At 73.7% G+C, this 23,343-nt stretch carries 18 protein-coding genes, 1 tRNA gene and 1 pseudogene; 17 read left to right on the top strand and 3 right to left on the bottom strand.

What is annotated here, in order from left to right; translation table 11 throughout:
* Positions 1–158: 158 nt before the first annotated feature.
* The 8 genes from mnmE (at position 159) to H3H34_RS08330 (ending at position 9,141) form a co-directional block, all read left to right on the top strand.
* Entirely contained in the window at positions 159–1,436 is a 1,278-nt protein-coding gene (gene mnmE / locus H3H34_RS08365; RefSeq protein ID WP_194744790.1) for a tRNA uridine-5-carboxymethylaminomethyl(34) synthesis GTPase MnmE, read from the top strand.
* 66 nt (positions 1,437–1,502) lie between these two features.
* Complete coding sequence (mnmG, locus tag H3H34_RS08360; RefSeq protein WP_194744789.1) at positions 1,503–3,350, top strand: tRNA uridine-5-carboxymethylaminomethyl(34) synthesis enzyme MnmG; 1,848 nt, start codon at positions 1,503–1,505, stop codon at positions 3,348–3,350.
* A complete protein-coding gene (gene rsmG, locus H3H34_RS08355) occupies positions 3,347–3,973 on the top strand; it encodes a 16S rRNA (guanine(527)-N(7))-methyltransferase RsmG (RefSeq protein ID WP_194744788.1) in 627 nt (208 codons plus the stop codon). Before mnmG ends, rsmG begins: the two co-directional genes overlap by 4 nt.
* Before the next feature lie 12 nt (positions 3,974–3,985).
* A complete protein-coding gene (locus tag H3H34_RS08350; protein ID WP_194744787.1) occupies positions 3,986–4,741 on the top strand; it encodes a ParA family protein in 756 nt (251 codons plus the stop codon).
* 163 nt (positions 4,742–4,904) lie between these two features.
* A complete protein-coding gene (locus H3H34_RS08345) occupies positions 4,905–5,756 on the top strand; it encodes a ParB/RepB/Spo0J family partition protein (RefSeq protein WP_194744786.1) in 852 nt (283 codons plus the stop codon).
* Positions 5,757–6,498: 742 nt separating this feature from the next.
* Positions 6,499–7,230, top strand: coding sequence for an SDR family NAD(P)-dependent oxidoreductase (locus H3H34_RS08340; protein ID WP_194744785.1), 732 nt, complete (start codon positions 6,499–6,501; stop codon positions 7,228–7,230).
* Between the two features lie 73 nt (positions 7,231–7,303).
* A complete protein-coding gene (locus H3H34_RS08335) occupies positions 7,304–7,903 on the top strand; it encodes a DUF2141 domain-containing protein (RefSeq protein WP_194744784.1) in 600 nt (199 codons plus the stop codon).
* Complete coding sequence (locus H3H34_RS08330; RefSeq protein ID WP_194744783.1) at positions 7,903–9,141, top strand: glycosyltransferase; 1,239 nt, start codon at positions 7,903–7,905, stop codon at positions 9,139–9,141. The genes H3H34_RS08335 and H3H34_RS08330 overlap by 1 nt, the downstream gene beginning before the upstream one ends.
* Here H3H34_RS08330 and H3H34_RS08325 read toward each other — a convergent pair.
* Entirely contained in the window at positions 9,051–10,667 is a 1,617-nt protein-coding gene (locus tag H3H34_RS08325) for a flavin-containing monooxygenase (protein ID WP_194744782.1), read from the bottom strand. The two genes, H3H34_RS08330 and H3H34_RS08325, sit on opposite strands and share 91 nt — an antisense overlap.
* Positions 10,668–10,797: 130 nt before the next feature.
* On the opposite strand from H3H34_RS08325, the gene H3H34_RS08320 reads away from it, so the two are divergent.
* The 5 genes from H3H34_RS08320 to H3H34_RS13600 all read left to right on the top strand — a co-directional run bounded on the left by H3H34_RS08320 (position 10,798) and on the right by H3H34_RS13600 (position 14,902).
* Positions 10,798–11,742: an SMP-30/gluconolactonase/LRE family protein gene (locus tag H3H34_RS08320; RefSeq protein WP_194744781.1), complete on the top strand. Its 945-nt coding sequence runs from the start codon at positions 10,798–10,800 to the stop codon at positions 11,740–11,742.
* Between the two features lie 195 nt (positions 11,743–11,937).
* The gene (locus tag H3H34_RS08315; protein ID WP_194744780.1) at positions 11,938–13,254 is read left to right on the top strand and encodes an NAD(P)/FAD-dependent oxidoreductase; all 1,317 of its coding nucleotides are present in this window, start codon (positions 11,938–11,940) and stop codon (positions 13,252–13,254) included.
* A 198-nt stretch (positions 13,255–13,452) separates the two neighbouring features.
* Complete coding sequence (locus tag H3H34_RS08310) at positions 13,453–14,250, top strand: enoyl-CoA hydratase/isomerase family protein (protein ID WP_194744779.1); 798 nt, start codon at positions 13,453–13,455, stop codon at positions 14,248–14,250.
* 125 nt (positions 14,251–14,375) lie between these two features.
* Positions 14,376–14,684 (top strand): hypothetical protein, encoded by a 309-nt coding sequence (locus H3H34_RS08305; RefSeq protein WP_194744778.1) that lies wholly within the window; start codon positions 14,376–14,378, stop codon positions 14,682–14,684.
* Positions 14,576–14,902 carry a type II toxin-antitoxin system HicA family toxin gene (locus H3H34_RS13600; protein WP_235945500.1) on the top strand — a complete coding sequence of 109 codons (327 nt, stop codon included), beginning with the start codon at positions 14,576–14,578 and terminating at the stop codon, positions 14,900–14,902. Before H3H34_RS08305 ends, H3H34_RS13600 begins: the two co-directional genes overlap by 109 nt.
* A gap of 61 nt (positions 14,903–14,963) precedes the next feature.
* Here the strand turns inward: H3H34_RS13600 and H3H34_RS08295 are convergent, their stop codons facing one another.
* A complete protein-coding gene (locus H3H34_RS08295) occupies positions 14,964–17,486 on the bottom strand; it encodes a sensor domain-containing protein (protein ID WP_194744776.1) in 2,523 nt (840 codons plus the stop codon).
* 175 nt (positions 17,487–17,661) lie between these two features.
* Positions 17,662–17,736, bottom strand: a tRNA-Asn gene (locus H3H34_RS08290).
* A gap of 1,142 nt (positions 17,737–18,878) precedes the next feature.
* Between H3H34_RS08290 and H3H34_RS14130 the strand changes: the two are divergent.
* The 4 genes and pseudogenes from H3H34_RS14130 to H3H34_RS08270 all read left to right on the top strand — a co-directional run.
* Positions 18,879–18,974 (top strand): annotated as a pseudogene (locus H3H34_RS14130) (PEPxxWA-CTERM sorting domain-containing protein); the annotation flags it as partial.
* 95 nt (positions 18,975–19,069) lie between these two features.
* Positions 19,070–20,005 carry a histone deacetylase family protein gene (locus H3H34_RS08280; RefSeq protein WP_194744775.1) on the top strand — a complete coding sequence of 312 codons (936 nt, stop codon included), beginning with the start codon at positions 19,070–19,072 and terminating at the stop codon, positions 20,003–20,005.
* 37 nt (positions 20,006–20,042) lie between these two features.
* Complete coding sequence (locus H3H34_RS08275) at positions 20,043–21,935, top strand: 2-oxoacid:acceptor oxidoreductase subunit alpha (protein ID WP_194744774.1); 1,893 nt, start codon at positions 20,043–20,045, stop codon at positions 21,933–21,935.
* 330 nt (positions 21,936–22,265) lie between these two features.
* Complete coding sequence (locus H3H34_RS08270) at positions 22,266–23,303, top strand: 2-oxoacid:ferredoxin oxidoreductase subunit beta (RefSeq protein WP_194744773.1); 1,038 nt, start codon at positions 22,266–22,268, stop codon at positions 23,301–23,303.
* The last annotated feature ends 40 nt before the right edge of the window (positions 23,304–23,343 follow it).

Below are 23,343 nucleotides of genomic sequence, written 5' to 3'. Positions count from 1 at the left end.
GCGGCCCGCCCGGCCCCGCCCGGCTCCCGCCCGGCCCGCGGAACCCCCGGGCGGCGCCCGCGGCTGCCGCGTGCCGCGCGGCAAGATAGGAGCCCGTGGGCCGCGCGCAACGGCACGGCCCTTGCAACCCCGGCGCCGCGCGCGCAACCGGCCACCCGATGATCTTCGCCCTCTCCTCCGGCCTGCCGCCCTCGGGCGTCGCGGTCCTCCGGCTGTCGGGCGCCGGCGTCATCCGGGCTGCCGCGCAGCTCCTCGGCGGGCAGGCCCTGCCGCCGCCGCGCACCGCCATGCTGCGCAGCATCCGCCGCGTCGCCGACGGCCGGCTTCTCGACCGGGGCCTCGTCCTCGTCTTCCCCGGGCCCGCCAGCTTCACCGGGGAAGACATGGTCGAGCTCCACCTCCACGGCTCGCCCGCGGTCGTTGCTGCAGTGCAGCAGGAGTGCCTCGCGCTCGGGCTCCGGCCGGCCGAGCCGGGCGAGTTCACGCGCCGGGCGTTCGAGAACGGCCGGCTCGACCTCACCCAGGCCGAAGCGCTCTCCGACCTCCTTGCGGCCGAGACCGAGGCGCAGCGCGAGCAGGCGCTGGCGAACGCCGGGGGCCGGCTGCGGCGGCAGGCGGAAGCCTGGCGCGAGGCCATCCTGGCGCTGCGTGCCGAGACCGAGGCGGACCTCGACTTCGCCGACGAGGCCGACGTCGCGCCGGCCCTGACCGCGGGGCCCATCCGGCGGCTGGCGTCGGCCATCCGCGAGGCGCTGGCGTCCGCACCGGTGGCCGAGCGCGTCCGCCACGGGCTCGTGGTCGCGGTCGTGGGCCCGCCCAACGCCGGCAAGTCGAGCCTCGTCAACGCGCTGGCCGCGCGCGAGGTCGCGATCGTGACCGACGTGCCTGGCACCACGCGCGACGTGCTCGAGGTCCATCTCGACCTCGGCGGGGTGCCGGCGGTCCTCCTCGACACTGCGGGCCTGCGCGAGACGGCCGACGTCGTCGAGCAGGAGGGGGTGAGGCGCGCGCTCGCGCGGGCCGAGGCGGCCGACCTCGTGCTGGCGGTGGGGGAAGGGGAGGTGCCGGCCGGGGGCGAGGTGCTGCGGGTCGTGAGCAAGGTGGACCTGTCGGGCGAGGCGCCGGGGGTGCGCGAGGGGGTGGCCTATGTCTCGGCTCGCACCGGCGCGGGGCTCGAGGCGCTGCGCGCCCACCTCGTCGCCTGGGCGCGCGGGCGGGTGCCGAGGGGCGAGCCTGCGCTCGTCACCACCGCGCGGCAGGCGCACCTTCTGGAAGAAGCGGCGGGGTTCCTCGAGGCGGCGGCGGCGGAGGCGGACGCGGTGCTGCGGGCGGAGGCGCTGCGGCTGGCGGCGGCGAGTCTCGGGCGGCTCACGGGGGCGATCGGGGCGGAGGAGGTTCTGGGGGCGATCTTCGCGCGCTTCTGCATCGGCAAGTGAGGCCAAGAAAATGACACTCACCATGCCATCATTGTTCCACGTGGAACATTCGGCTAGGAGCGGCGCATGACGAGTCCCGATGTCATCGTCGTCGGCGGCGGCCATGCCGGCGTCGAGGCGGCGGCGGCTGCCGCCCGCCTCGGCGCGCGCGTCGCGCTCGTCACCCTCTCGGCGGCCAACCTTGGCCAGATGAGCTGCAACCCGGCCATCGGCGGGCTCGGCAAGGGGCACCTCGTCCGCGAGATCGACGCGCTCGACGGGCTCATGGGCCGCGCGGCCGACGCCGCCGGGATCCAGTTCCGGCTGCTCAACCGCAGCCGGGGGCCCGCCGTTCAGGGCCCGCGCGCCCAGGCCGACCGCCGCCGCTACGCCGCCGCCATCCGCGCACTCCTCGCCGGGGAGCCGCTCGTCACTCTCGTCGAAGCCGAGGTCACCGACCTCCTCGTCGAGGCCGGCCGCTGCGCGGGCGTCGAGACCAGCCGCGGGCCGATCCGGGCGAAGGCCGTGGTGCTCACCACCGGCACCTTCCTCGGCGGGGTCATGCACGTCGGCGAGCGCAGCATTCCCGGCGGCCGCACTGGCGAGGCGGCAGCCACCCGCCTTGCCGCCCGCCTGCGGGCGCTCGGCCTGCCCGTCGCCCGGCTCAAGACCGGCACGCCGCCGCGGCTCGACGGCCGCACCATCGACTGGGCCGGGCTCGACATCCAGCCCGGAGACCCGGAGCCCGTCCTGTTCTCGGCGCTCTCGGCCGGCCCGCCGCCCGCCCCGCAGGTGGACTGCTTCCTCACCCGCACCACGGCAGCCACCCACGCCCTCATCCGCCAGAGCCTCGACCGCTCCCCCCTCTACACCGGGCGGATCGAAGGGGTGGGCCCGCGCTACTGCCCCTCGATCGAGGACAAGGTCGTCCGGTTCGGCGACCGCGAGGGCCACCAGGTCTTCCTCGAGCCCGAGGGGCTCGACGACCCGCTCGTCTACCCCAACGGAATCTCGACCAGCCTGCCCGCAGACGTCCAGGAGGCGCTCGTGCGCTCCATCCCGGGCCTCGAGCGGGCGCGGATCGTCCGGCCGGGCTACGCCGTGGAATACGACCATGTCGACCCGCGGGCCCTTGCCCGCAGCCTCGAGCTCCGCGCCCTCCCCGGCCTCTTCCTCGCCGGCCAGATCAACGGCACCACCGGCTACGAGGAGGCTGCCGCCCAGGGCCTCGTCGCCGGGCTCAACGCCACCCTCGACCGGCCGGTCGTGTTCGACCGCGCCTCCTCCTACATCGGCGTCATGATCGACGACCTCGTGACCCACGGGGTGACCGAGCCCTACCGCATGTTCACGAGCCGCGCCGAGTTCCGGCTGCGGCTTCGGGCCGACAACGCCGGCGACCGGCTCACTCCGCTTGGGCAAGCGCTCGGCTGCATCCGGGCGCCCCGTGCGGCCCACCAGCGCGCCCGCGCCGCGGCGGTCGCCCGGCTCGAGGCGATGCTCGCCCGGCCTGCCACCACCCGGGAGCTGCAGGCCGCCGGCGCCGAGGTTTCCGACCAGGGCCAGCGCCTGCCGCTCCGCGACTGGCTGCGCTTCCCCGGCGTCACCCTCGACCATCTCGCCCGGCTCGCGCCCGAGATCGCCGAGGCGCCGCCGGCGGTCCGCGAGACGGTCGCAACCGATGCCCGCTACGCCGTCTACCTCGAGCGGGCCGAGGCCGAGCTTGCGGCGCTGCGGGCCGACGAGGCCGTCCCCATCCCGCCCGGCTTTGCCTTCGCCGGCGTGCCCGGGCTTTCGGCCGAGATGGCCGAGCGGCTGGCCGCCGCTGCGCCCGAGACGCTGGGGCAGGCGAGCCGGGTGCGGGGGATCACGCCGGCGGCGCTGACCGCCCTTGTTGCCGCGCTGCGGAGGCCGGCGGCCGCGCGCGCCGCGTGACGCCCGAGGCCTTCGCGGCTGCCCTCGCCGCGGCCGGCGTGAATGTTCCACGTGGAACATTCGAGCGGCTCGCCCGCTACGAGGCGCTGCTCCGCGACTGGCAGGGCCGCATGAATCTCGTTGCGCCTTCCACCCTCTCCGCCGTCTGGGAGCGCCACTTCCTCGATTCGGCCCAGCTCGCTGCCCTCGTGCCGCCGGGCCGGCTCTGGCTCGACATCGGCTCGGGCGCGGGCTTTCCCGGCCTGGTGCTTGCCGCGATGGAGCACGGGCGGTTCCGGCTCGTCGAGTCGATCGGCAAGAAATGCGCCTTCCTCCGCGCTGCCGCGGAGGCCATGGGCCTCGCCAACGTCGAGATCGTGAACGCCCGGGTGGAGGACCTTCCGCCGCAGCGGGCAGACGTCATCACCGCCCGGGCCGCCGCGCCCCTTGCCCGGCTCCTCGACTGGTCGCTCCGCCACGGGACGCCCGGGACCTCCTGGATCTTCCCCAAGGGCCGGACCTGGGACGCGGAGGTGGCGGACGCCCGCCGGGCTTTCCGCTTCGCCCTCGACGTGGCAGAAAGCCGGACCGACCCCGAGGCGCGGATCCTCCGCATCTCGGACCCCCGGCGGGCGAAGGGCTGAAGGCGAGGCCGCATGCGCACGATCGCGATCGCGAACCAGAAGGGCGGCGTGGGGAAGACCACCACCGCCGTCAACCTCGCCACCGCGCTCGCCGCCACCGGCGCCAGCGTGCTCCTCGTCGACTTCGACCCGCAGGGCAACGCCTCGACCGGCCTCGGCCTCGGCCGCGCCGAGCGCGACCCCTCGGCCTACGACCTCCTCGCCGACCCGGGCCGCGCCGCGGCCGCCGCCCGGCCGACCATGGTGCCGGGCCTCTCGGTCATCCCGGCCACCCAGGAGCTGGCCGGCGCGGAAGTGGAGCTCGTGGGCGAGGACAACCCGACGGGCCGCCTGCGCGCCGCGCTCGGCCCGCTTGCCGGCTTCGACTGGTGCTTCATCGACTGCCCGCCCTCGCTCGGGCTCCTCACCCTGAACGGGCTCGTCGCCGCCGACCGGGTGCTGATCCCGCTCCAGGCCGAGTTCTATGCCCTCGAGGGCCTCTCGCAGCTCCTGAAGACGGTGGAGCAGGTGAAGGCGCGCTCCAACCCGCGGCTCGACCTTGCCGGCGTGGTCCTGACCATGTTCGACCGGCGCAACAATCTTTCTGAACAGGTTGCGCAGGACGTGCGAGCGGCGCTTGGGACGCGCGTGTTCCGCACGATGATTCCACGGAATGTCAGGCTCTCGGAAGCGCCCAGCCACGGCCTCCCGGCCCTTCTCTACGACCTCCGCTGCCCGGGCTCGGAAGCCTACATGGCGCTGGCGCGCGAGTTCCGCGAGGCCGCCTGAGGGGCGAGGGCCAGAGGGCGGAAGGCGGGAGGCAGGGCGGGCGACGGGCGGCGGGACGGGCGGCGGGCGGCAGGACGGGCGGGAAGACGGGCGGGGGGCCGGGCGGCGGGACGGGCGGCAGGACGGGCGCGCGGCGGCGCGGCGGGAAGAGGAGAGCAAGGGCATGGCAAAGGCGGCAGGACGGCTGGGCAAGGGGCTCGCGGCCCTTCTCGACGAGATGGGCACGGCCCCGCCGCTCGCGACCGCAACCGGCACGGTTGCAATCGACCTCATCGACCCCAACCCGCGCCAGCCGCGCCAGGACTTCGACGAGGCCCGGCTCGAGGAGCTGGCGCAGTCGATCCGCGAGCGGGGCATCCTCCAGCCGCTGCTGCTCAGGCCGCGTGGCAGCCGCTACGAGATCGTGGCGGGCGAGCGGCGCTGGCGCGCCGCGCAGCGGGCGGGGCTGCACGAGGTGCCGGCGATCGTCCGCGACTTCGACGACGCCACCACCTTCGAGGCCGCGATCATCGAGAATGTCCAGCGCGCGGACCTGAACCCGCTCGAGGAAGCGGACGCCTACAACCGGCTGGCGCAGGAGTTCGGCCACACCCAGGAGACCATCGCGCGGCTGACCGGCAAGGCCCGGAGCCACATTGCCAACCTGCTGAGGCTTCTCGATCTTCCGCGCAATGCGCAAGCCGCCGTCAGGGCCGGGCAGGTGAGCCTCGGCATTGCCAAGCTGGCGCTCTCGGCGCCGGACCCGGAGCTCTTCATCCGCGAGGCGGCGGCGCGCGGATTTTCGGTGCGGCAGGCGGAAGCGTGGCTGGCCTCGGCCGGCCGGCGGGCGAAGGTGGCGCGGGCGCGGGCTGCCGCGCGCGACCCGGACATTGCCGCGCTCGAGGCGAGCCTCGCCGACGCGCTGGGGCTTGTGGTGATGATCCGGCAGGGGGCGGGGACGGGGCACGGGGAGCTCGTGATCCGCTACGAGAGCCTGGACCAGCTGGACCAGGTGATCGCCCGCCTGCAGGGCTGAAGGCGCACGGCGCCCGCGGAGCTGGCGCCGAGACGCCGGAAGCGCGGCCGGCGGGGCAGGCCGCACCGGCGGCTTGGCTGCCGGGAGGCCTGAGCCCGACCGACGAGTCTGGCTGAAGGCGCACGGCGCCAGCGGAGCTGGCGCCGAGACGGCGGAAGCGCGGCCGGCCGGCGGGCCCGCTTTGCGGGCTTTGCCCGCGAACGCGGGACCGACCGGACCGACGACTCTGGCTGAAGGCGCACGGTGCCCGCGGAGCTGGCGCCGAGACGCCGGAAGCGCGGCCGGCCGGTGGGCCTGCTTTGCGGGCTTTGCCCGCGAACGCGGGACCGACCGGACCGACGACTCTGGCTGAAGGCGCACGGTGCCCGCGGAGCTGGCGCCGAGACGCCGGAAGCGCGGCCGACGGGGCAGGCCGCGCCGGCGGCTTGGCTGCCGGGAGGCCTGAGCCCGACCGACGAGTCTGGCGGGCGGCGCACGGTGCCAGCGGAGCCCAGGCCGAGACGCCGGAAGCCCGGCCGGCACCGCCCCGCGGGGCCGCCCTTTCCCGTTGGATGGACGGAGGGCGGCCCCGCGGGGCGGTGCGGCACCCTCGGGAAAGCGCCGGCCGCGCCTGAGGGAGAAAATGACCGAACTGGCGGCCGCGAGGAGCCTCTGCGTGCCGATATGGCAGGCTTCGACGCGCCGCCGGCGTGCGGCGGGCTGGCGGTTGGCGGCAGCCCGGACGGCGGCTAGGCAGCGCGCGATGCCAGACCCTGTCCCGCCCGCGCCCGCCCCTTCCTCCGCCCCTGTCGCTGCGCCCGCCTCGCCCCGAACGACGCTCGTGGTGGGGGCCTCGGGGGGCATTGGCCGGGCGCTCGCCGACCTCGCCGAGGCGCGCGGCGAGCGGGTGCTCCGCCTTTCCCGGCCGGAAATCGACGCGATGCGCCCCGAGACCTTTCTCGCGGCGGCCGACGCGCTCGACGGGCCGCTCGACCGGGTGGTGGTGGCAACCGGCCTCCTCCACCGCGACGGGCGGATGCCGGAGCGGGACTTCCGGATGCTGGACCCCGGATGGCTCATCGAGACCTATGTGGCGAACGCGGTGGCGCCCGCGATGGCGGCCAGGGCCTTCCTGCCGAAGCTGGCCCGGGAGGGATGCGCGGTGTTCGCGGTGCTGACGGCGCGCGTGGGCTCGATCGGCGACAACCGGCTGGGCGGCTGGCACGGCTACCGGATGGCGAAGGCGGCAGCGAACCAGCTGGTGAAGACGCTTGCCGTCGAGATGGCGCGGAAGAACCCGAGAGCGTGCCTCGTCGCGCTCCATCCGGGGACGGTGGACACGGGGATGTCGAAGCCGTTCCAGCGGAACCTGAAGCCCGGGCAGCTGGTGACGGCGCAGGTGGCGGCGGCCAATCTCACGCGGGTGATGGATGCGCTGACGCCCGCGGACTCGGGGCGGTTCCTGGCCTGGGATGGAAGCCCCATTCCCTGGTAAGGCGCGGCCGGCTGCCGCGGGGGTGACGCCGCGCTGCCCCGATTGCGCCGCAATGCCTTCCTAGCTGGGCCGGATGCGACCGACGCTGACCCTTGTTGCCCTGCTGGCGCTTGCGCCCGTGCTGGCCGCCGAGGCCGCCCCGGGGCTTGTGGAGGGTGCGCCGAACACCCGGCCGATCGTGATGGGGGACGATGCGCCCGCCTGCGCGCCCGGGAGCCGCGAGGCGGCCGTGCGCGTGCGGGTGGAGGGCTTGCGCGCGCGCAGCGGCACGGTGAGGGCGGAGCTCTACCCCGCGACCGAGGCCGACTGGCTGAAGCCCGACCGGCTGCTGGAGCGCGAGGGGCGGCCGTTCCGCCGGGCGTGGCTGCCGGTGCCGGCGGCGGGGCCCGTCGAGCTGTGCCTGAAGGTGCCGGCGCCGGGGGTCTATGGCGTCTCGGTGGTGCACCAGCCGAGCCCGCGGTGGAAGTTCGACATCTTCCGCGACGGGGCGGGTTTTTCGGGCAACCCGCGGATCGGCCGGGCGAAGCCGCGGCACGACGAGGTGGCGTTCCAGGCAGGCGCGGGGCGCGTGGAGCAGCTGGTGGTGATGAACTACCTGCAGGGGCTTGCCTTCCGGCCGCTTCGGCGCGCGGAGGAGCGGGTGGCCGGGCGCCGGCCGGAGGCGGCCGAGTGATGCACATCGTCGATGTCGCCGAGTTCTACGCGCCGCTCGGCGGGGGCGTGAAGACCTACATCGACGCCAAGCTCGCGTTCGCGGCGGCTGCCGGGCACCGGGTGACGGTGCTGGCGCCGGGGCCGGAGGACCGCGAGGAGGTGCGGCCGGGCGGGGTGGTGCGGTATCTCAAGGCGCCGGCCATTCCGGTCGACCGGCGCTACCACCTGTTCGCGGGCGTGAAGCGGCTCCATGCCGAGCTCGATGCGCTGAAGCCCGACGTGGTGGAGGCCTCCTCCTTCATGCTGGGGGCGGTGGCGGTGGCGACCTGGCAGGGCCGGGCGGCGCGCGAGGCGCGGCGCGCGCTCGTGCTCCACGCCGACTTCGTGGCGCAGCACCCGCAGACCTGGTTCCGCAAGCTGCTGCCGCCGGCGTGGGTGGACGGGGCCTGCTTCTGGTACTGGGGCTATCTTGCGCGGCTGGCGCGGCGGTTCGACCGGGTGGTGGCCGGCACGCGCTGGATGCAGCGGCGGGTGGCGGCCGAGGCCGGGATCGCAGCCGACATGGTGCCCTGGGGGATCGACCTCGAGCTGTTCCGCCCGGAGAAGCGGGACGAGGGGCTGAGGGCCGAGCTCCTCGCGCTGCTTGGCCTGCCTGCGGAGGCGCGCCTGATGGTGGCCATCGGCCGGCACCACCACGAGAAGCGCTGGCCGATGCTGTTCCGCGCGGTTGCCCGCGCCGGCCGCGAGGTGCCGCTGGGGTTGGTGCAGCTGGGCGACGGGTTCGACCGGGCGCGCGTGGAGCGGGCAGCGGCGGCCGCAGGCAACGTGCGGCTCCTCGGCCACGTGGCGGACCGCGAGCTGGTGGCGCGGATCCTCGCCTCGGCCGACGGCTTCGCGCACGCCAGCCGGGCCGAGACCTTCGGCCTCGTCGCCTCGGAGGCGCTCGCGTCTGGCACGCCGCTGGTGCTGCCCGATGCCGGCGGCTGCTCGGACGCGGCCGACCCGGCCTGGGGCGAGAGCTACCGCGCCGGCGACGAAGCCGACGCGGCCCGGGCGCTCGTGGCCTTCGCCCGGCGCGACCCGGCGGCGCTGAGGGCGGCGGCGTGCGTGGGGCGGCGGCGGTGCGTGATCTCGACTGCCGAGCACTTCGCCCGGCTGTTCGCGCTCTATGCGGGCACCGTGCCGCCGGTTGCGGCCGAGGCGGTGGAGACGGGCGCGGAGGCGCCGGTGGCGCTGCCGGGGATGGCGGCGGCCTGAGCCTCGGCCGGGGCGGGCGCGGCAGCGGGCGCGGCAGAGGCGGAGCACGCGGCAGCGGGCGCGGGGGCCCAGCGGCGGTGGAAGCCGAGCACGCCATCCTCAAGCGGGGCGTGGCGGATGAGGCGCAAGTCCTTCAGATAGTTCTGGTGGACCTTCCAGGGCACCTTCGACCCGCGCTTCGGCAGGAGCGGGAGCGCGCGCTGGACATAGCCCGAGGTGAAGTCGAGCCAGGGCTCGTGCGCGAGTTCGGGGTCCCGGTTCTCGGCCACCGCGACGGCCGCGCCCTTCGCATCGAGCGCGTTGAGGAGGCGGCAGGCGAATTCGGCCGTGAGATCGGCCTTCAGCGTCCACGACGCGTTGGTGTAGCCGAACACCGAGACGAGGTTGGGGATGCCCTCGAACATCATCGCCTTGTAGGTGAAGCGGTCGGGGAGGTGCTGGGGCACGCCGTCGATCGAAACCGCGAGTCCGCCCATGAGGCGAATCGTGAGGCCGGTCGCCTTGACGAGGATGTCGGCCTCGATGTGGCGGCCCGAGACGGTGGTGATGCCGGTTGCGGTCACTTCCGCGATGGTGTCGGTGACGACCTCGGCGCGGCCGGAGCGGATGGCCCTGAAGAGGTCGCCATCGGGGACGAGGCACAGGCGCTGGTCCCAGACATTGTAGCGGGGCGTGAAGTGGGCGGCGATCTGCTCTGGCGGGAGCTCGGCCTCCAGCATCGCGAGAAGCCGCCTGCCGACCTGCTCGGGGCGGCGGCGGGCAAGCTCGAAGACCCAGCGCTGGAGGGCGATGTTGCGCCAGCGCACCAGCCAGTAGGCAAGGCGCCCGGGAAGGAGGGCGCGGATGGCGTTCGCCACGCGGTCCTCGCTCGGGCGGCTGACCATCCAGGTGGGCGAGCGCTGGAGCATGGTGACGTGCGCGGCCGTCTTGGCCAGCGCAGGCACGAGGGTGACGGCAGTCGCCCCCGAGCCGACGACCACCACGCGCTTGCCGGCATGGTCGAGGGCGTCTGGCCAGTGCTGGGCGTGGAAGCGGATGCCGGCGAACCGCTCCTCGCCGGGGAGCGGGGGGTCGTGGGGCTCCTCGTAGCTGTAGTAGCCGGCGCAGGCGAGGAGGAGCCGGCAGGTGAAGCGGCGGGGGCCCTCGGGCGTTTCGGCGGTGACCGTCCAGCGGTTCGCCTTCGTGTCCCAGTCGGCGGCGGTGACGCGGTGGCGGAAGCGGATGAGGCGGGTGATGCCGGCCTCCTCCGCCGTTTCGGTCAGGTAGCGGAGGATCGCGGGGCCGTCGGCGATCGCCTTCGCCTCGCGCCAGGGGCGGAAGCGGTAGCCCAGCGTGAACATGTCGGAATCCGAGCGGATTCCGGGGTAGCGGAAGAAATCCCAGGTGCCGCCGAGGCGGTCGCGGCCCTCGAGGAGGAGGATGCGCCGGCTCGGGCAGCGGTTGAGGAGGTGCCAGGCCATGCCGATGCCGGAGAGGCCGGCGCCGACGATGAGGGCATCGAGATGGGGGACGGGCTCGCTGGTCATGGAACTCCCTCGCGCCGAGCGTGGCAGGGGCGGCGGCCAAGCGCAAGCATGGACGGCCGCCGGCGCGCGTGGCAGGGCAGCGGGCGCAGGGAGGCGCAGGGAGGCGCGGGGCAGCGCGGGGAGGCAGGCGATGGCGTGGATGGCGGCGTCCGACTTCGTGGCCGTGGCGAAGGGCATCGACCGGCCCGAGGACGTGGTGGTGGGACGCGACGGGCGGGTCTTCGCCTCCGAGCACCAGGCTTGCGTGGCCGAAATCCACCCCGACGGCAGCTTCACCCGGCTGGGGCCGAAGGGGGGCGCGCCCAACGGCATCACCATGGACGCCGGGGGCCGGATCATCGTTGCCAACTTCGGGATCTATGACGGCGAGCCGGGGCCGCTCGAGCGGTTCGACCCGAGAACGGGCCGCCACGAGACGCTGGTGGCCGGGATCGGCGGGCGGCGGCTCGTCTCCTCGAACTACCCGGTGGTCGCCGCCGACGGCACCATCTGGTGCACCCATTCGACCTGGGCTGCGACCTGGCCGCAGGCGCTCGACGGGCGCAGCGACGGCTTCGTCTTCGCGCTCCTGCACTCGGGCGAGGTGCGGGTGGCGGCCGAGGGCCTGCGCTTTGCCAACGGCTGCGCCTTCGACGAAGGGGAGCGGCACCTCTATGTCTGCCAGACGAGCGCGGCGAACGTGCTGCGCTTTCCCGTGCTGGGGCCGGGGGAGCTCGGGCCGGGCGAGCCCTACGGGCCGCAGCTCGGCACCCTGCTTCCCGGCCCCGTGGACCCGGCGAATCCGCCGCCGCCCGAGATCTTCCGCAACCTCGGCTATACCGACGGCTGCGGCTTCGATGCCGACGGCAACCTCTGGGTGGCGCTGCCGGCGGCCAACCGGATCGTGGCCATCACCCCGTCGGGGGCCGTGGAGACCGTGGTCGAGGACCCGGAGGGGCTGCTGTTCGACCACCCGACCAACGTGACCTGGGGGGGTGAGGACATGCGCGACCTCTATGTCGGCTCGATTCGCGCGGACTTCGTGCTGAAGGCCAGGAGCCCGGTGCCCGGGCAGCGGATGGTGCACCAGCGCTGAGGGCGCCGGGGCCGCCCGGGCCGGTGGCGGGCGCGGGGGGGCAGGGCGCGCGGGCGGCCGGGACGGCGCGGAAGGGGCGGGGGCGGAAGGGGCTGGGGCGGAAGGGGCGGGGGCGGAAGGGGCGGGGGCGGAAGGGGCTGGGGCGCGGCGGCAGGCGCGCTTGCGAAGCCCTGCTGCAGGTGCGAGGGGGCGGCCATGGCGGAGCGCAAGACCCAGATCGTGATCGCGGGCGGCGGGGCCGGCGGCCTCGAGCTCGCCCGCCGGCTGGGCGCGAAGTACGGCCGCCGCAGCCACGACATCATCCTCGTGGAGCGCAACCGGACCCACATCTGGAAGCCGCTCCTCCACGAGGTGGCGGCCGGCTCGCTCGACGCCAACCTCGACGAAGTGGGCTACCGGAGCCACTGCCACCGCTGGGGCTACCGCTTCTTCCACGGCAGCCTCTCCGGGATCGACCGGGAGGCGCGCGAGGTGATCCTGGCACCCATGCTGGACGAGGACGGGCGCGAGCTCGTGGGCGAGCACCGGATCCGCTACGACTGGCTGGTGGTGGCGGTGGGTTCCGTCACCAACGACTTCGGGACCCCGGGCGTGCGCGAGCACTGCCTCTTCCTCGACGACCGCGCGCAGGCCGACCGGTTCCGCAACCGGCTCCTGAACCACTGCCTGCGCGTGTCGCGGAAGATGTCGCTCGGCCACGGGACCGACGAGTTCGTCGACGTGGTGGTGGTGGGCGGGGGCGCGACGGGCGTGGAGCTTTCGGCCGAGCTCTACAACGCCGCCGCGGGCCTCCGGCACTATGGGCTCGAGGTGTTCGACGAATCGCGCCTGCGGGTCACCCTCGTCGAGGCGGGTCCGCGGATCCTGCCGGCGCTGCCCGAGCCGCTGGCGGCGGCGGCGAAGGCCGAGCTGGAGGCGCTTGGGGTGAAAGTGCGGGAGGGGACGAAGGTGGTGCGGGCCGAGGCCGGCGCGATCGTGACGGCGGACGGCGAGCGCATTGCCGGCGACCTCCTCGTCTGGGCGGCGGGCGTGCGCGGCGCCGACTATCTCAAGGACATCGGCGGGCTCGAGACGACGCCGAACGCCCAGCTGGTGGTGCGGCCCACGCTCCAGACGACGCGCGACGACCGGATCTTCGCGATGGGCGACTGCGCCTTCTTCCGGCCCGAGGGCGCCGACCGGCCGGTGCCGCCGCGCGCGCAGGCGGCGCACCAGATGGCCGAAACCGTGTTCCGCAACCTGGTGGCGGCCCAGGAGGGCCGGCCGCTTCAGCCCTTCGTCTACCGCGACCGGGGCTCGCTCGTCTCGCTCTCGCGCTTCTCGACCGTGGGGAGCCTGATGGGGAACCTGGTGGGCGGGCGGATGGCGGTGGAGGGCAGGCTTGCGCGGCTGATGTATCTCTCGCTGTACCGGATGCACCTGCTCGCCATCCACGGCTGGCTAAAGGGGATGGCGCTCATCCTCGTGGGGCATGTGAACGCGGTGGTGCGGCCGAAGCTCAAGCTGCACTGAGCCGGAGCCGGGGGCCGGAGGGCGGGGCCGGAAGGCAGGGGGCGGACGAGGCCGCAGCCGCGAGGGGCCGGGCGGGGCAGGCGGCGGGGCCGGGAGGAGGCGGCGCGAGGGGCCGGGCGGGGCAGGCGGCGGGGCCGGGCGGGGCAGGCGGAGGGGCCGGGCGGGGCAGGCGAGAGGGGCCGGGAGGAGGCAGCGCGGATGGCGTTGAGGCTCGAGCGCGACGGGGATGTGCTGAAGGTCACGCTGGCGCGCGCGGAGCGGCGCAACGCGCTGACGGTTGCGATGCTCGCCGAGCTGGAGCGGGTGGCGGACGCGCTCGCGGCCGACGCGGAGGTGCGCGCCGTGGTGCTGATGGCCGACGGGCCGGACTTCTCGGTTGGGATGGACATTGGCGCGATGGAGGGGGGTGCCATGGAGGCGGGCGCGGGCGGGGAGCGGCCTGCGCTTGGCGTGCTGCGGCGGATGGCGCGGCAGGGGGCGCGGACGCTCCGCGCCTGGCTCGAGGTGGACCAGCCGGTGGTGTGCGCGATGCGGGGGGTGGCGACCGGGGGCGGGGCGTGCCTGGCGAGCGTTGCCGACTTCCGCGTGGCAGCACCCGACGCGCGCCTCGGCTATGGCGAGGTGCGGCTGGGCATTCCGCTGATGTGGAACGCGATCGCGCCGCTGCTGGCGCTCACCGGCCCGGCGCGGGCGAAGCGGCTGGTGCTGACGGGCGCGCTCTTGGGGGCGGAGACGCTTGCGCGCTGGGGGCTGGTGGACGAGGTGGCCGACGACCCCGAGGGGCGCGCGCTGGCGCTGGCGCGGGAGCTTGCCGCGCTGCCGCCGGTGGCGGTGCAGATGGCCAAGCGGAGCATCAATGCGCTGGCCCATGCGCTTGGCGGGGCGGTGCTGCATGCGGATGCCGACCAGTGGCTGCTTGCGACCCTGACGGCGGACCACCGCGAGGCGCTCGCGGCCTTCCGCGAGAAGCGGGCCGGGCGGTTCGAGGGGCGGTAGGAGCGGAGCGACCGACCATCGGCGACGATCGCATTGCGCCGTCAGGCTTGCTATATGGGAAGTGAACTTGAGGTTGCGCGTGCCGTTCTGGGGAGAGCGGTCACCGGACCGGAGGATGGTTGAGCGTGCGGCACGATCTGCTTTGCTACGCCTATCCCGTCGGCGAACGGTGGGAGGCGATCTGCGTCGATCTCGACATCGCGATCGAGGCGGAAAGCCTGCCTGAGGCGCAGGCGACGCTCCGCGATGCCATTCGGAGCTATATCGAAGCTGCGATGGAGGAGGAGCCGGAGACGCGCAAGAAACTTCTGTCTCGTCGCGCGCCATGGTCCGTTCGACTGAAGCTGTGGCTGGCGTTTCAGCTTCAGCTCTTGCGCCGCCGGGCATCGGATCGGTCACTCCCGGCGGTGTTCGGGGTTCCGTGCCCCGCCTGAGAGCCACTTACCGGGACGTCATCGAGGTGCTTCTGGCTTCCGGGTTCGTCCGGCAGCCGACCGGCGCTACAAGCCATCAGCAGTTCAGGGGCGAGGTGGCGGGGATAGTCCGGATCGTGACGGTGAAGCCGCATCGCATGAACGACGACGTTCCGCTCGGAACCTTGAAGTCCATCATCCGCCAGTCCGGACTGCCCGAGCGGCTGTTTCGTCGATAGGGACACAAGCGGAAGCAGAAATCAGCCGGAGCGGGGGGCGGCGCGGGGGGCGGCGCGGGGCTCAGCCGGAGCGGGCGCCGGCGGTGTAGGTGCGGCGGCGGACGGCCTGGGCCGCGGGCCGGCCGGGACTGGTGGCAGCGACGACGGCGCGCGCGGCATCGAGGGGCATGGGGCGGCCGGTGAGCCAGCCCTGGATATGGGTGCAGCCATGGGCCTCGAGGAAGCGGCGCTGGGCCTCGGTCTCCACGCCCTCGACGACGCAGGCAAGATCGAGGCCGCGGGCGAGGCCGAGGATGGTGCGGGTGAGGAGCTCGCCGCGGCGGTCGCGGCCAATGGCGGCGGTGAAGCTCCGGTCGACCTTGAGGCCGTCGACCGGAAGCGTGCCGAGGTGGACGAGCGAGGCATGGCCGGTGCCGAAGTCGTCGAGCGCGATGCGGACTCCGGCGGCGCGGAGCGCGTCGAGATGGGCGGCGAGGCGGGCGATGCCGCGGTCGAGGAGGACGTGCTCGGTGATCTCGAGCTCGAGGGCGCAAGGGGGCACGCCGGCATCGGCGAGGAGGGCGAGGACGTCGCGGGCGAAGTCCTCGGCCATGAGCTGGGCGGTGGAGACGTTGACGCCCACGCGGATGGGGCGGCCGGCCGCGGCGGCAAGCTGGCGGGCGGCGTCGAGCGCCTGGGCGAGGACGGCGCGGCCGAGGAGGGCGGCAAGGCCATGCTCGTCGGCGGCGGCGACGAACTCGGGCGGGGGGACGGGGGTGCCCTGGTCGGTCCAGCGGGCGAGCGCCTCGAAGCCGTCGACGCGGCCGGAGGCGAGGTGGACCTGGGGCTGGAGGGCGATGGCGACCTCGCCGTGGGCAAGGGCGCGGCGGAGCCGCTCGGCGAGGCGGCGGCGGCTGGCGAGCTCCTCGGCGAGATGGGCGGTGTAGGCGACGGCGCGGCCGCGGCCCTGGCCCTTGGCGGCGTAGAGGGCGCGGTCGGCGCGGCGGAGCAGCTCCTCGCAGTCCTCGATGTCGGGGGTGGCGGACGCCGCGCCGATCGAGAGCGAGGGGACGAGCGTCATGCCGGCAAGGCGCAGCGGGCGGGTGCAGCGGGCGAGGAGCTCGGCGGCGCGGGCCTCGGCCTGGTCCGCGCCGACCTCGGCGAGGAACAGGGCGAACTCGTCGCCGCCGAGGCGGGCGGCGAGGTCGGTCTTGCGGACCGCGCGGGCGAGGCGGCGGGCGACGAGGCGGAGGAGAAGGTCCCCGGCCTCGTGGCCGTAGCTGTCGTTGACCGACTTGAAATGGTCGACGTCGACGAGGAGGAGGGTGCCGGCGGGCGGCGTGCCGGGCCCCATGCGGGCCTTCATGGCCTTGAGGATGGCCATGAAGCCGGCGCGGTTGAGGAGGCCGGTCAGGGCATCGCGGCTGGCGGCGTCGCGCGCCTGGAGCTCGGCGGACTTCAGCGCGCTGATGTCGGTGCGGACCCAGATGAGGTTGCCCGAGGGCGAGCGCTTCGAGGAGGAGAGGAGCCAGCGCCCGTTAGGCAGGCGGGTCTCGAGCCCGTCGACTCCGGCGGCAATCATGGCGGCGCCCTCGCGGGCGAGGTGGTCGAGCCTGCCGCTGCCATCGTCGGCGATGCCGAAGGCGCGATTGTACCAGGCGCGGGCCGAGGTCTCGAGCGGGCAGCCGGGAACGAGGACGTCGGCGATCTCGGGGAACCAGTCGAGGAGCCTGCGGTTGGCGAGCAGCAGCCGGTTCTCGCTGTCGTAGGCGGAGATGAGGACGGGGACGCTGTCTATGACATCGCGCAGCAGCGTCTCGGCGTTGCGGCGGGCGGTCACCTCCTCCTCGATGCCGACGAACCCGGCGAGCGTGCCGTCCTCGCGGCGGACGGGGGAGATGGCAAGGCGGATCCAGTAGGATCGGCCGCTGGCGTGATAGTTGAGGATCTCGCCTTCGAAGGGTTCGCCGGCGCGCAGCGCCGCGCCGATGGCGCGCACGGTGGCCGGATCGGTGCCGGGGCCCTGGAGGAGCGACCCCGGCTTCCGGCCGACGAAGGCGGAGACCGGCCGGCCGGTGAGGCGCGCGAAGGCCGGGTTGGCCCAGACGGCGCGGCCGTCCGGGTCGGCGACGATCGCGGCGTTCGACATCTGCTCGACGACGAGGGCGAGGCGGCGGTGCTCCTCGGCGCGGGCGGTCGTCTCGGTCACGTCCTCGCAGGTGCCAAGGAGCCAGCGCATCGCGCCATCGGGGCCGGGGAGCGCGCGGCCGCAGGAACGAAGGAGGAGGGGACGGCCGGCGGCGGTGACGAGGCGGTTGGTCTGGTCCCAGGGGTCGCCGGTGGCGCGGGCGGTGGCGATGGTGGCGGCGAGGCGGTCCCGGTCTTCGGGCGCGTAGAAGGCGAGTGCCGAGGCGAGGTCGGGGGCGAAGCCGGCGGGGACCTCGTGGATGCGGCGGGTGAGCGCGCTCCACCAGACGCGCTCGGTTGCGAGATCGACCGCCCAGACTCCGAGGCCGGCCGCCTCGAACAGGGGCTCGAGCCGGCGCAGCGCCGGGACGGGGGAACCCGCGGCGCTGCGGCCAAGCGGAGGGGCGAAGTGGCGCAACGGAACTGCCTCGACACCATGGCCCGACGCCGCGCCGCGCGCACGTCGGGCCCTGGAGGTGAACGGCTGGGCGCGGGGGAAGCTTAGGGGCGCGGGCGGGAACGGGGCGCTCTGGCTCCTCGGGTAGGATTGGCTCGCGCCGATCCTCCTCTCTCCGGAGCCCGCGCTGGCGCGCTGGCTCCTCGGGTAGGATTCGAACCTACGGCCGTCCGATTAACAGTCGGATGCTCTACCGCTGAGCTACCGAGGACCAGCAGGGGCGGGAATCGCCGCCGCGGAACGCGATGTCAAGCCGGGCGAACCGGCTTCGCCGATCCTCCTCTCTGCGGTGCCCGCGCTGGCGCGCTGGCTCCCCGGGCAGGGTTGGCTGCGCTGGTGCGCGACGCTCTTCCCGCCGTGGTGCCGGCGGCGCTCCGGCTCGAACCCGCGGCCGCCCGATGAACTGTCGGATGCTCACCCGCCGAGCGACCGAGGACCAGCAGGGGCGGGGAAATCGCCGCCGCGGAACGCGATGTCAAGCCGGGCGAACCGGCTTCGCCGATCCTCCTCTCTGCGGTGCCCGCGCTGGCGCGCTGGCTCGGCGGGCAGGGTTGGCTGCGCTGGTGCGCGAGGCCCCTCCCGCCGTGGTGCCGGCGGCGCTCCGGCCGGAACCTGCGGCTGTCCGATGAACTGGCGGATGTGCACCCGCCGGGCGACCGGAGACGAGCAGGGCGCGTGCGTCGCCGCGCTGCTGCGGAATGTCGGGACGGGCCGACCTGGACGCGGCGGCCCTCCCCGGGGGCGATGCCCGTTGCCGGGGAGGCGAGGGGAAGCTAGCCTGATGTCGGGGCAGCGCGCCCACGGGTCGTCCCGGCGCGAAGGAAGGAGGGATCCATGACACGGGTGCGAGGCGGGCTTGCGGCGGCGGCGCTGGCGCTGGCGCCGGCGGCGCAGGCGGCAACCAACATCATTCCGGCGGGCTTCAGGGTGATCAGCTGGCCCGGCACGGCGGGCGTGCTCCGGGCCGGCTCGCCCTGGGGCCCCGGCTCGACGCTGTCGAACCCGTTTGCGCCGGTCGACGGCCTGTTCCGGCCGGAGATGACCCAGTGGAACAACGGCAGCTTCTGGTGGGACCAGCACCCGAGCGTGAACCCGTTCGAGCTGTTCTGGACGGTGATCCTCGACAGGCCCTACACCCTCAACCGGCTGGTGGTGCAGGCCGACAACAACGACAGCTACATCGTCGAGGCCTGGGATGGCGCGCGCTGGACCGTCGTGTTCGACGTTCCGGAGGTGGACGGCTTCGGGCTGATGACCCGCGACAGCGGCATCCTCCCCGCTTTTACGACCGACCGGCTGCGGTTCCGGGCGACCGGCGGCGATCTCTACCATGCGCTCTCGGAGCTGCAGGCCTTCGCGGTGCCCGAGCCCGCGACCTGGGCGATGCTGATCGCCGGCTTCGGCCTGGTGGGCGGCACGCTCCGGCGGCGGAGGGCGCTGCCGGCCTGACGGGCGAACGCCAGGGCGGGGACGCGGGGGCCGGGGCCGGGGCGGGAGACACCGCGCCATCTTGACCGGGGCGGCGCCTGGCGTCGGGTGGGGTCATGTTCGTCTTTCACGAGGCCTATGCGGCGGCGCTGCCCGCCGGGCGTCGGTTTCCGGGCGGCAAGCACCGGGCCGTCAAGGACGCGCTTGCCGCCGTGGTGCCGGCGGCGCGGTTCGTGGAGCCCGGGCCGGCGGGACGGGAGCTGCTCCTCGCGGTGCACGGAGCGGCCTATGTGGAGGCGGTGCTGGCAGCGCGCGTGCCCGCCCCGCTCGAGCGGCGGATCGGCTTTGCCGTGACGCCCGCCGTTGCCATGCGGGCGCGGCTCGCGGTGGGCGGAACGCTGGAAGCGGTGGCGCTGGCGCGCGCGACGGGCTTTGCCGCCAACCTTGCCGGCGGCGCCCACCACGCCATGCCGGACTGGGGCGCGGGCTTCTGCGTGCTCAATGACCTGGCAGTGGCTGCCGCAGCGGAGGTGCGCGCGGGGCGGCGGGTGCTGGTGGTGGACATGGACGTGCACCAGGGCGACGGCACGGCCATGTGCCTCGCGGGCGTCGAGGGGGCCTTTACCTTCTCGATCCATGGCGAGCGGAACTTCCCCGTGCGCAAGGCGGTCTCCGACCTCGACGTGGGGCTTCCCGACGGCTGCGGCGACGACGCCTACATGGAGGCGCTGGCGGCCGGGTTGGCCGCAGCCTTTGCCCGCGCGCGGCCGGACCTCGTGCTGGTGCAGGCTGGCGTTGACGTGCACGAAGGCGACGCGCTGGGGCGGCTTGCGCTTTCCGACGCCGGGCTTCGCGAGCGGAGCCGGCTGGTGCGCGAGGCCTGCCTTGCCGCCGGCGTGCCCGTGGCGGCGACGCTCGGCGGCGGCTACGGGCCGGAGCCGGGGGTGCTGGCGCGGCGGCACGCGCTGGCGCTGGCGGGGCTGGCCGGCCTCCCCTCGCCATCGTTGCAGGATGATGAAAAGGCGCTTCCCCGCGCGGGGCTTGGCGCCTAGGTTCGGCGCCCGAGCAGAAACCGAAGCGGAGCAGACGATGGCCACCCTTGCGCAAGCCCCGGCCGGGGACGCCTCCGGCCAGCCCGGGCTCGACCCCCACGCCGACCATGTGGTGGTGCGCTTTGCCGGCGACTCGGGCGACGGGATGCAGCTGACCGGCGGGCAGTTCACCATCTCGACCGCGCTTGCCGGCAACGACCTTGCGACCTTCCCCGACTTTCCCGCCGAGATCCGCGCGCCGCAGGGCACGCTGTTCGGAGTCTCGGCCTTCCAGATTCACTTCGGCTCGAGCCGGATCGACACGGCAGGCGACCAGCCCGACGTGCTCGTCGCGATGAACCCGGCGGCCCTGAAGGTGAACCTCAAGGACCTGCGGGTGGGCGGCATGATCATCGCCGACTCGGGCGAGTTCGGCGAGCGCAACCTGAAGAAGGCGGGCTACGAGACGAACCCGCTCGAGGACGGGAGCCTGGCGAAGTACCAGCTGCTCGCCTTCGACATCAGCCGGCAGACGCTGGAGGCGGTGAAGGAGTTCGGCCTGGGCAACAAGGATGCGCTCAGGTGCAAGAACATGTGGACGCTGGGGCTGGCGCTCTGGATGTTCGGCCGGCCGAGGAAGCCCGTGATCGACTGGCTGACGCGCAAGTTCGGCCCCAACGCGCTGCTGAGGGACGCCAACATCGCGGCCTTGAACGCCGGCCACGCCTATGGCGAGACGGCGGAGCTCTCGGGGCCGCTGAAGCAGTTCCGGGTGGCGCCGGCGGCGGTGGAGCCCGGCTTCTACCGGACCGTCACGGGGGCGGAGGCCCTGTCGCTGGGCCTGGTGGCCGGCGCCAAGCTCGCCGGGCTGCCGCTCTTCTTCGGCGGCTACCCCATCACCCCGGCCTCGTCGCTCCTCCACGCGCTGGCGCGCCTCAAGGAATATGACGTGACGACCTTCCAGGCGGAGGACGAGATCGCCGCCATCTGCGCGGCGATCGGGGCGAGCTATGCGGGGAGCCTTGGCGTCACCTCCTCCTCGGGGCCGGGGATTGCGCTCAAGACCGAGGCCATGGGGCTTGCGGTCATGACCGAGCTGCCGCTCGTCATCGTCAACTCGCAGCGCGGCGGGCCCTCGACCGGGCTGCCCACCAAGACCGAGCAGTCGGACCTCTACCAGGCGGTCTATGGGAGGAATGGCGATACGCCGATGCCGGTGATTGCCGCGAGGAGCCCTTCCGACTGCTTCGAGGTGGCAATCGAGGCGTGCCGGCTGGCGCTCATGTTCATGACGCCGGTGATGCTCCTGACCGACGGCTACATTGCGAACGCCGCCGAGCCGTGGCGCGTGCCGAAGGTGGAGGACTTCCCGCCCATTCCGGTGCGCTTCCACACCGAGGTGCCAGCGGAGGGGCACATCAACCCCTATGCGCGCGACCCGGAGACGCTGCGGCGGATCTGGATCAGGCCGGGGACGCCCGGGCTTACCCACCGGATCGGCGGGATCGAGAAGAGCTACGCGACAGGGAACATCGACTACAGCCCGGAGAACCACCAGAAGATGACCGACACGCGGAAGGCCAAGGTGGACGGGATTGCCCGCTACATTCCGGCCCAGCGCGTGGAGCTGGGTGAGGAGACGGGCGACCTTGCCGTGGTGGGCTGGGGCTCGACCTTCGGCCCCATCCGCCAGGCGGTGGCGCGGTGCCGGGCGCGGGGGATCAGGGTATCGCACATCCACCTGCGGCACCTGTGGCCGCTGCCGGCGAACCTTGGGGCGCTTCTTGCCGGCTTCCGCCGCGTGCTGGTGCCGGAGATGAACACGGGGCAGCTGAAGACGCTGCTCCGCGACCAGTATCTGGTGGATGCGCGGCCGTTCTCGAAGGTGTCGGGCCAGCCGTTCCGGATTGCCGAGATCGAGGCGGCCATCGAGGGCATGCTGGCCCACTGACATGCCGCCGGGGAAGGCAATCGGACAGCGCGGCTCATGGTTCGCGACCGCCGGGGGCGGAAGGCTTCCGTGCGTCCACAAGCATGTCTTCCGGAACGGTCGATACGAGGCGCCGCGCGCCTGGCAGAGTGACCCGAAGCACGTCGAGCTGGTGGAGGGCATCAGGCGGCTTCGGCGGGTCATCCTGAGCGACGACAAGGTGATCGGGGACGGCGAAGGGTTCGAACGGACGGGCTATATCGCGATCTGGGAGGTGGACGACGTCTCCATGGGAGAACGACGTGCTGACCTTCCGGTTCGTCAGGCGACTGGAAGACCTGAGGTGATCCGATGAACGAGATGACGAAGCCGGTGCCGGCGACGCGGCCGGAGGACTGGGCCTCGGATCAGGAGGTGCGCTGGTGCCCGGGCTGCGGGGACTATGCCATTTTGAAGGCGGTGCAGCGGACCATGCCGGAGCTCGGCGCCCGGCCCGAGACCACGGTCTTCATCTCCGGCATCGGCTGCTCGAGCCGCTTTCCCTATTACATGGAGACCTATGGCTTCCACACCATCCACGGCCGGGCGCCGGCGATCGCAACAGGGGTGAAGCTCGCCAACCCCGAGCTCGACGTGTGGATCGTGACCGGCGACGGCGACGGGCTCTCGATCGGCGGCAACCACATGCTCCACCTGCTCAGGCGCAACCTCGACTGCCAGGTGCTGCTGTTCAACAACGAGATCTATGGGCTGACCAAGGGCCAGTATTCGCCGACCTCGCGGGTGGGGACGAGGAGCCCGTCGACGCCGTGGGGGTCGGTCGAGCGGCCGGTGTTCCCGTGCGAGTTCGCGCTGGGCGCGGGCGCGCGCTTCATCGCCCGTGTGATCGACACCGCGCAGAAGCAGATGCCCGACGTGCTGAAGCGGGCCTACCGCCACAAGGGCACGAGCTTCGTCGAAATCTACCAGAACTGCGTGGTCTACAACGACGGAGTGTTCGAGGACTTCACCGACAAGCGGAACGCGGCCAACACCCAGATCTGGCTGGAGCACGGCAAGCCGATGCTGTTCGCCAACGGGACCAAGGGCCTGGCCGTCAACCGCGAGACGCTCAGGATGGAGGTGGTGGACACCTCCGACGGCGACCTCTCGCGCGTGACGGTGCACGACGAGACCAACAAGGCCATTGCCAAGATGCTGGTCTCGATGCGCTTTCCGGAGTTCCCGGTGGCGCTCGGCGTCATCTTCTGCGACCCCCGGCCCAATTTCGGCGAGGCGCTCGAGCGGCAGAAGACCGAGCACACGCAAGGCCTGGTGGCCGACCTCGACGCGCTCCTCAGGAAGGGGCCGAGCTGGGAGGTCAGGCCGCAGGACGCCGGGCCGGCCTGAGGCCGGGGCCGGGCAGCGCCGCGCGGGGCTGCCGAGGAGG

The sequence above is a fragment of the Thermaurantiacus tibetensis genome (assembly GCF_015354055.1).
GTDB classification, from domain to species: domain Bacteria; phylum Pseudomonadota; class Alphaproteobacteria; order Sphingomonadales; family Sphingomonadaceae; genus Thermaurantiacus; species Thermaurantiacus tibetensis.
The sequence above is the reverse complement of the archived record's forward strand: the minus strand, read 5'-3'. Positions and strand labels throughout refer to the sequence as shown.

Bases quoted from the DNA above. Each gene is read 5' to 3' on its own strand.
- H3H34_RS08310 (WP_194744779.1), top strand. From the start codon at position 13,453: ATGGCGTTGAGGCTCGAGCGCGACGGGGATGTGCTGAAGGTCACGCTG.
- H3H34_RS08270 (WP_194744773.1), top strand. From the start codon at position 22,266: ATGAACGAGATGACGAAGCCGGTGCCGGCGACGCGGCCGGAGGACTGG.
- H3H34_RS13600 (WP_235945500.1), top strand. From the start codon at position 14,576: ATGGTCCGTTCGACTGAAGCTGTGGCTGGCGTTTCAGCTTCAGCTCTT.
- mnmG (WP_194744789.1), top strand. From the start codon at position 1,503: ATGACGAGTCCCGATGTCATCGTCGTCGGCGGCGGCCATGCCGGCGTC.
- H3H34_RS08280 (WP_194744775.1), top strand. From the start codon at position 19,070: ATGTTCGTCTTTCACGAGGCCTATGCGGCGGCGCTGCCCGCCGGGCGT.
- H3H34_RS08345 (WP_194744786.1), top strand. From the start codon at position 4,905: ATGGCAAAGGCGGCAGGACGGCTGGGCAAGGGGCTCGCGGCCCTTCTC.
- H3H34_RS08320 (WP_194744781.1), top strand. From the start codon at position 10,798: ATGGCGTGGATGGCGGCGTCCGACTTCGTGGCCGTGGCGAAGGGCATC.
- mnmE (WP_194744790.1), top strand. From the start codon at position 159: ATGATCTTCGCCCTCTCCTCCGGCCTGCCGCCCTCGGGCGTCGCGGTC.
- H3H34_RS08325 (WP_194744782.1), bottom strand. From the start codon at position 10,667: ATGACCAGCGAGCCCGTCCCCCATCTCGATGCCCTCATCGTCGGCGCC.
- H3H34_RS08335 (WP_194744784.1), top strand. From the start codon at position 7,304: ATGCGACCGACGCTGACCCTTGTTGCCCTGCTGGCGCTTGCGCCCGTG.
- H3H34_RS08275 (WP_194744774.1), top strand. From the start codon at position 20,043: ATGGCCACCCTTGCGCAAGCCCCGGCCGGGGACGCCTCCGGCCAGCCC.
- H3H34_RS08340 (WP_194744785.1), top strand. From the start codon at position 6,499: ATGCCAGACCCTGTCCCGCCCGCGCCCGCCCCTTCCTCCGCCCCTGTC.
- H3H34_RS08315 (WP_194744780.1), top strand. From the start codon at position 11,938: ATGGCGGAGCGCAAGACCCAGATCGTGATCGCGGGCGGCGGGGCCGGC.
- H3H34_RS08350 (WP_194744787.1), top strand. From the start codon at position 3,986: ATGCGCACGATCGCGATCGCGAACCAGAAGGGCGGCGTGGGGAAGACC.
- H3H34_RS08330 (WP_194744783.1), top strand. From the start codon at position 7,903: ATGCACATCGTCGATGTCGCCGAGTTCTACGCGCCGCTCGGCGGGGGC.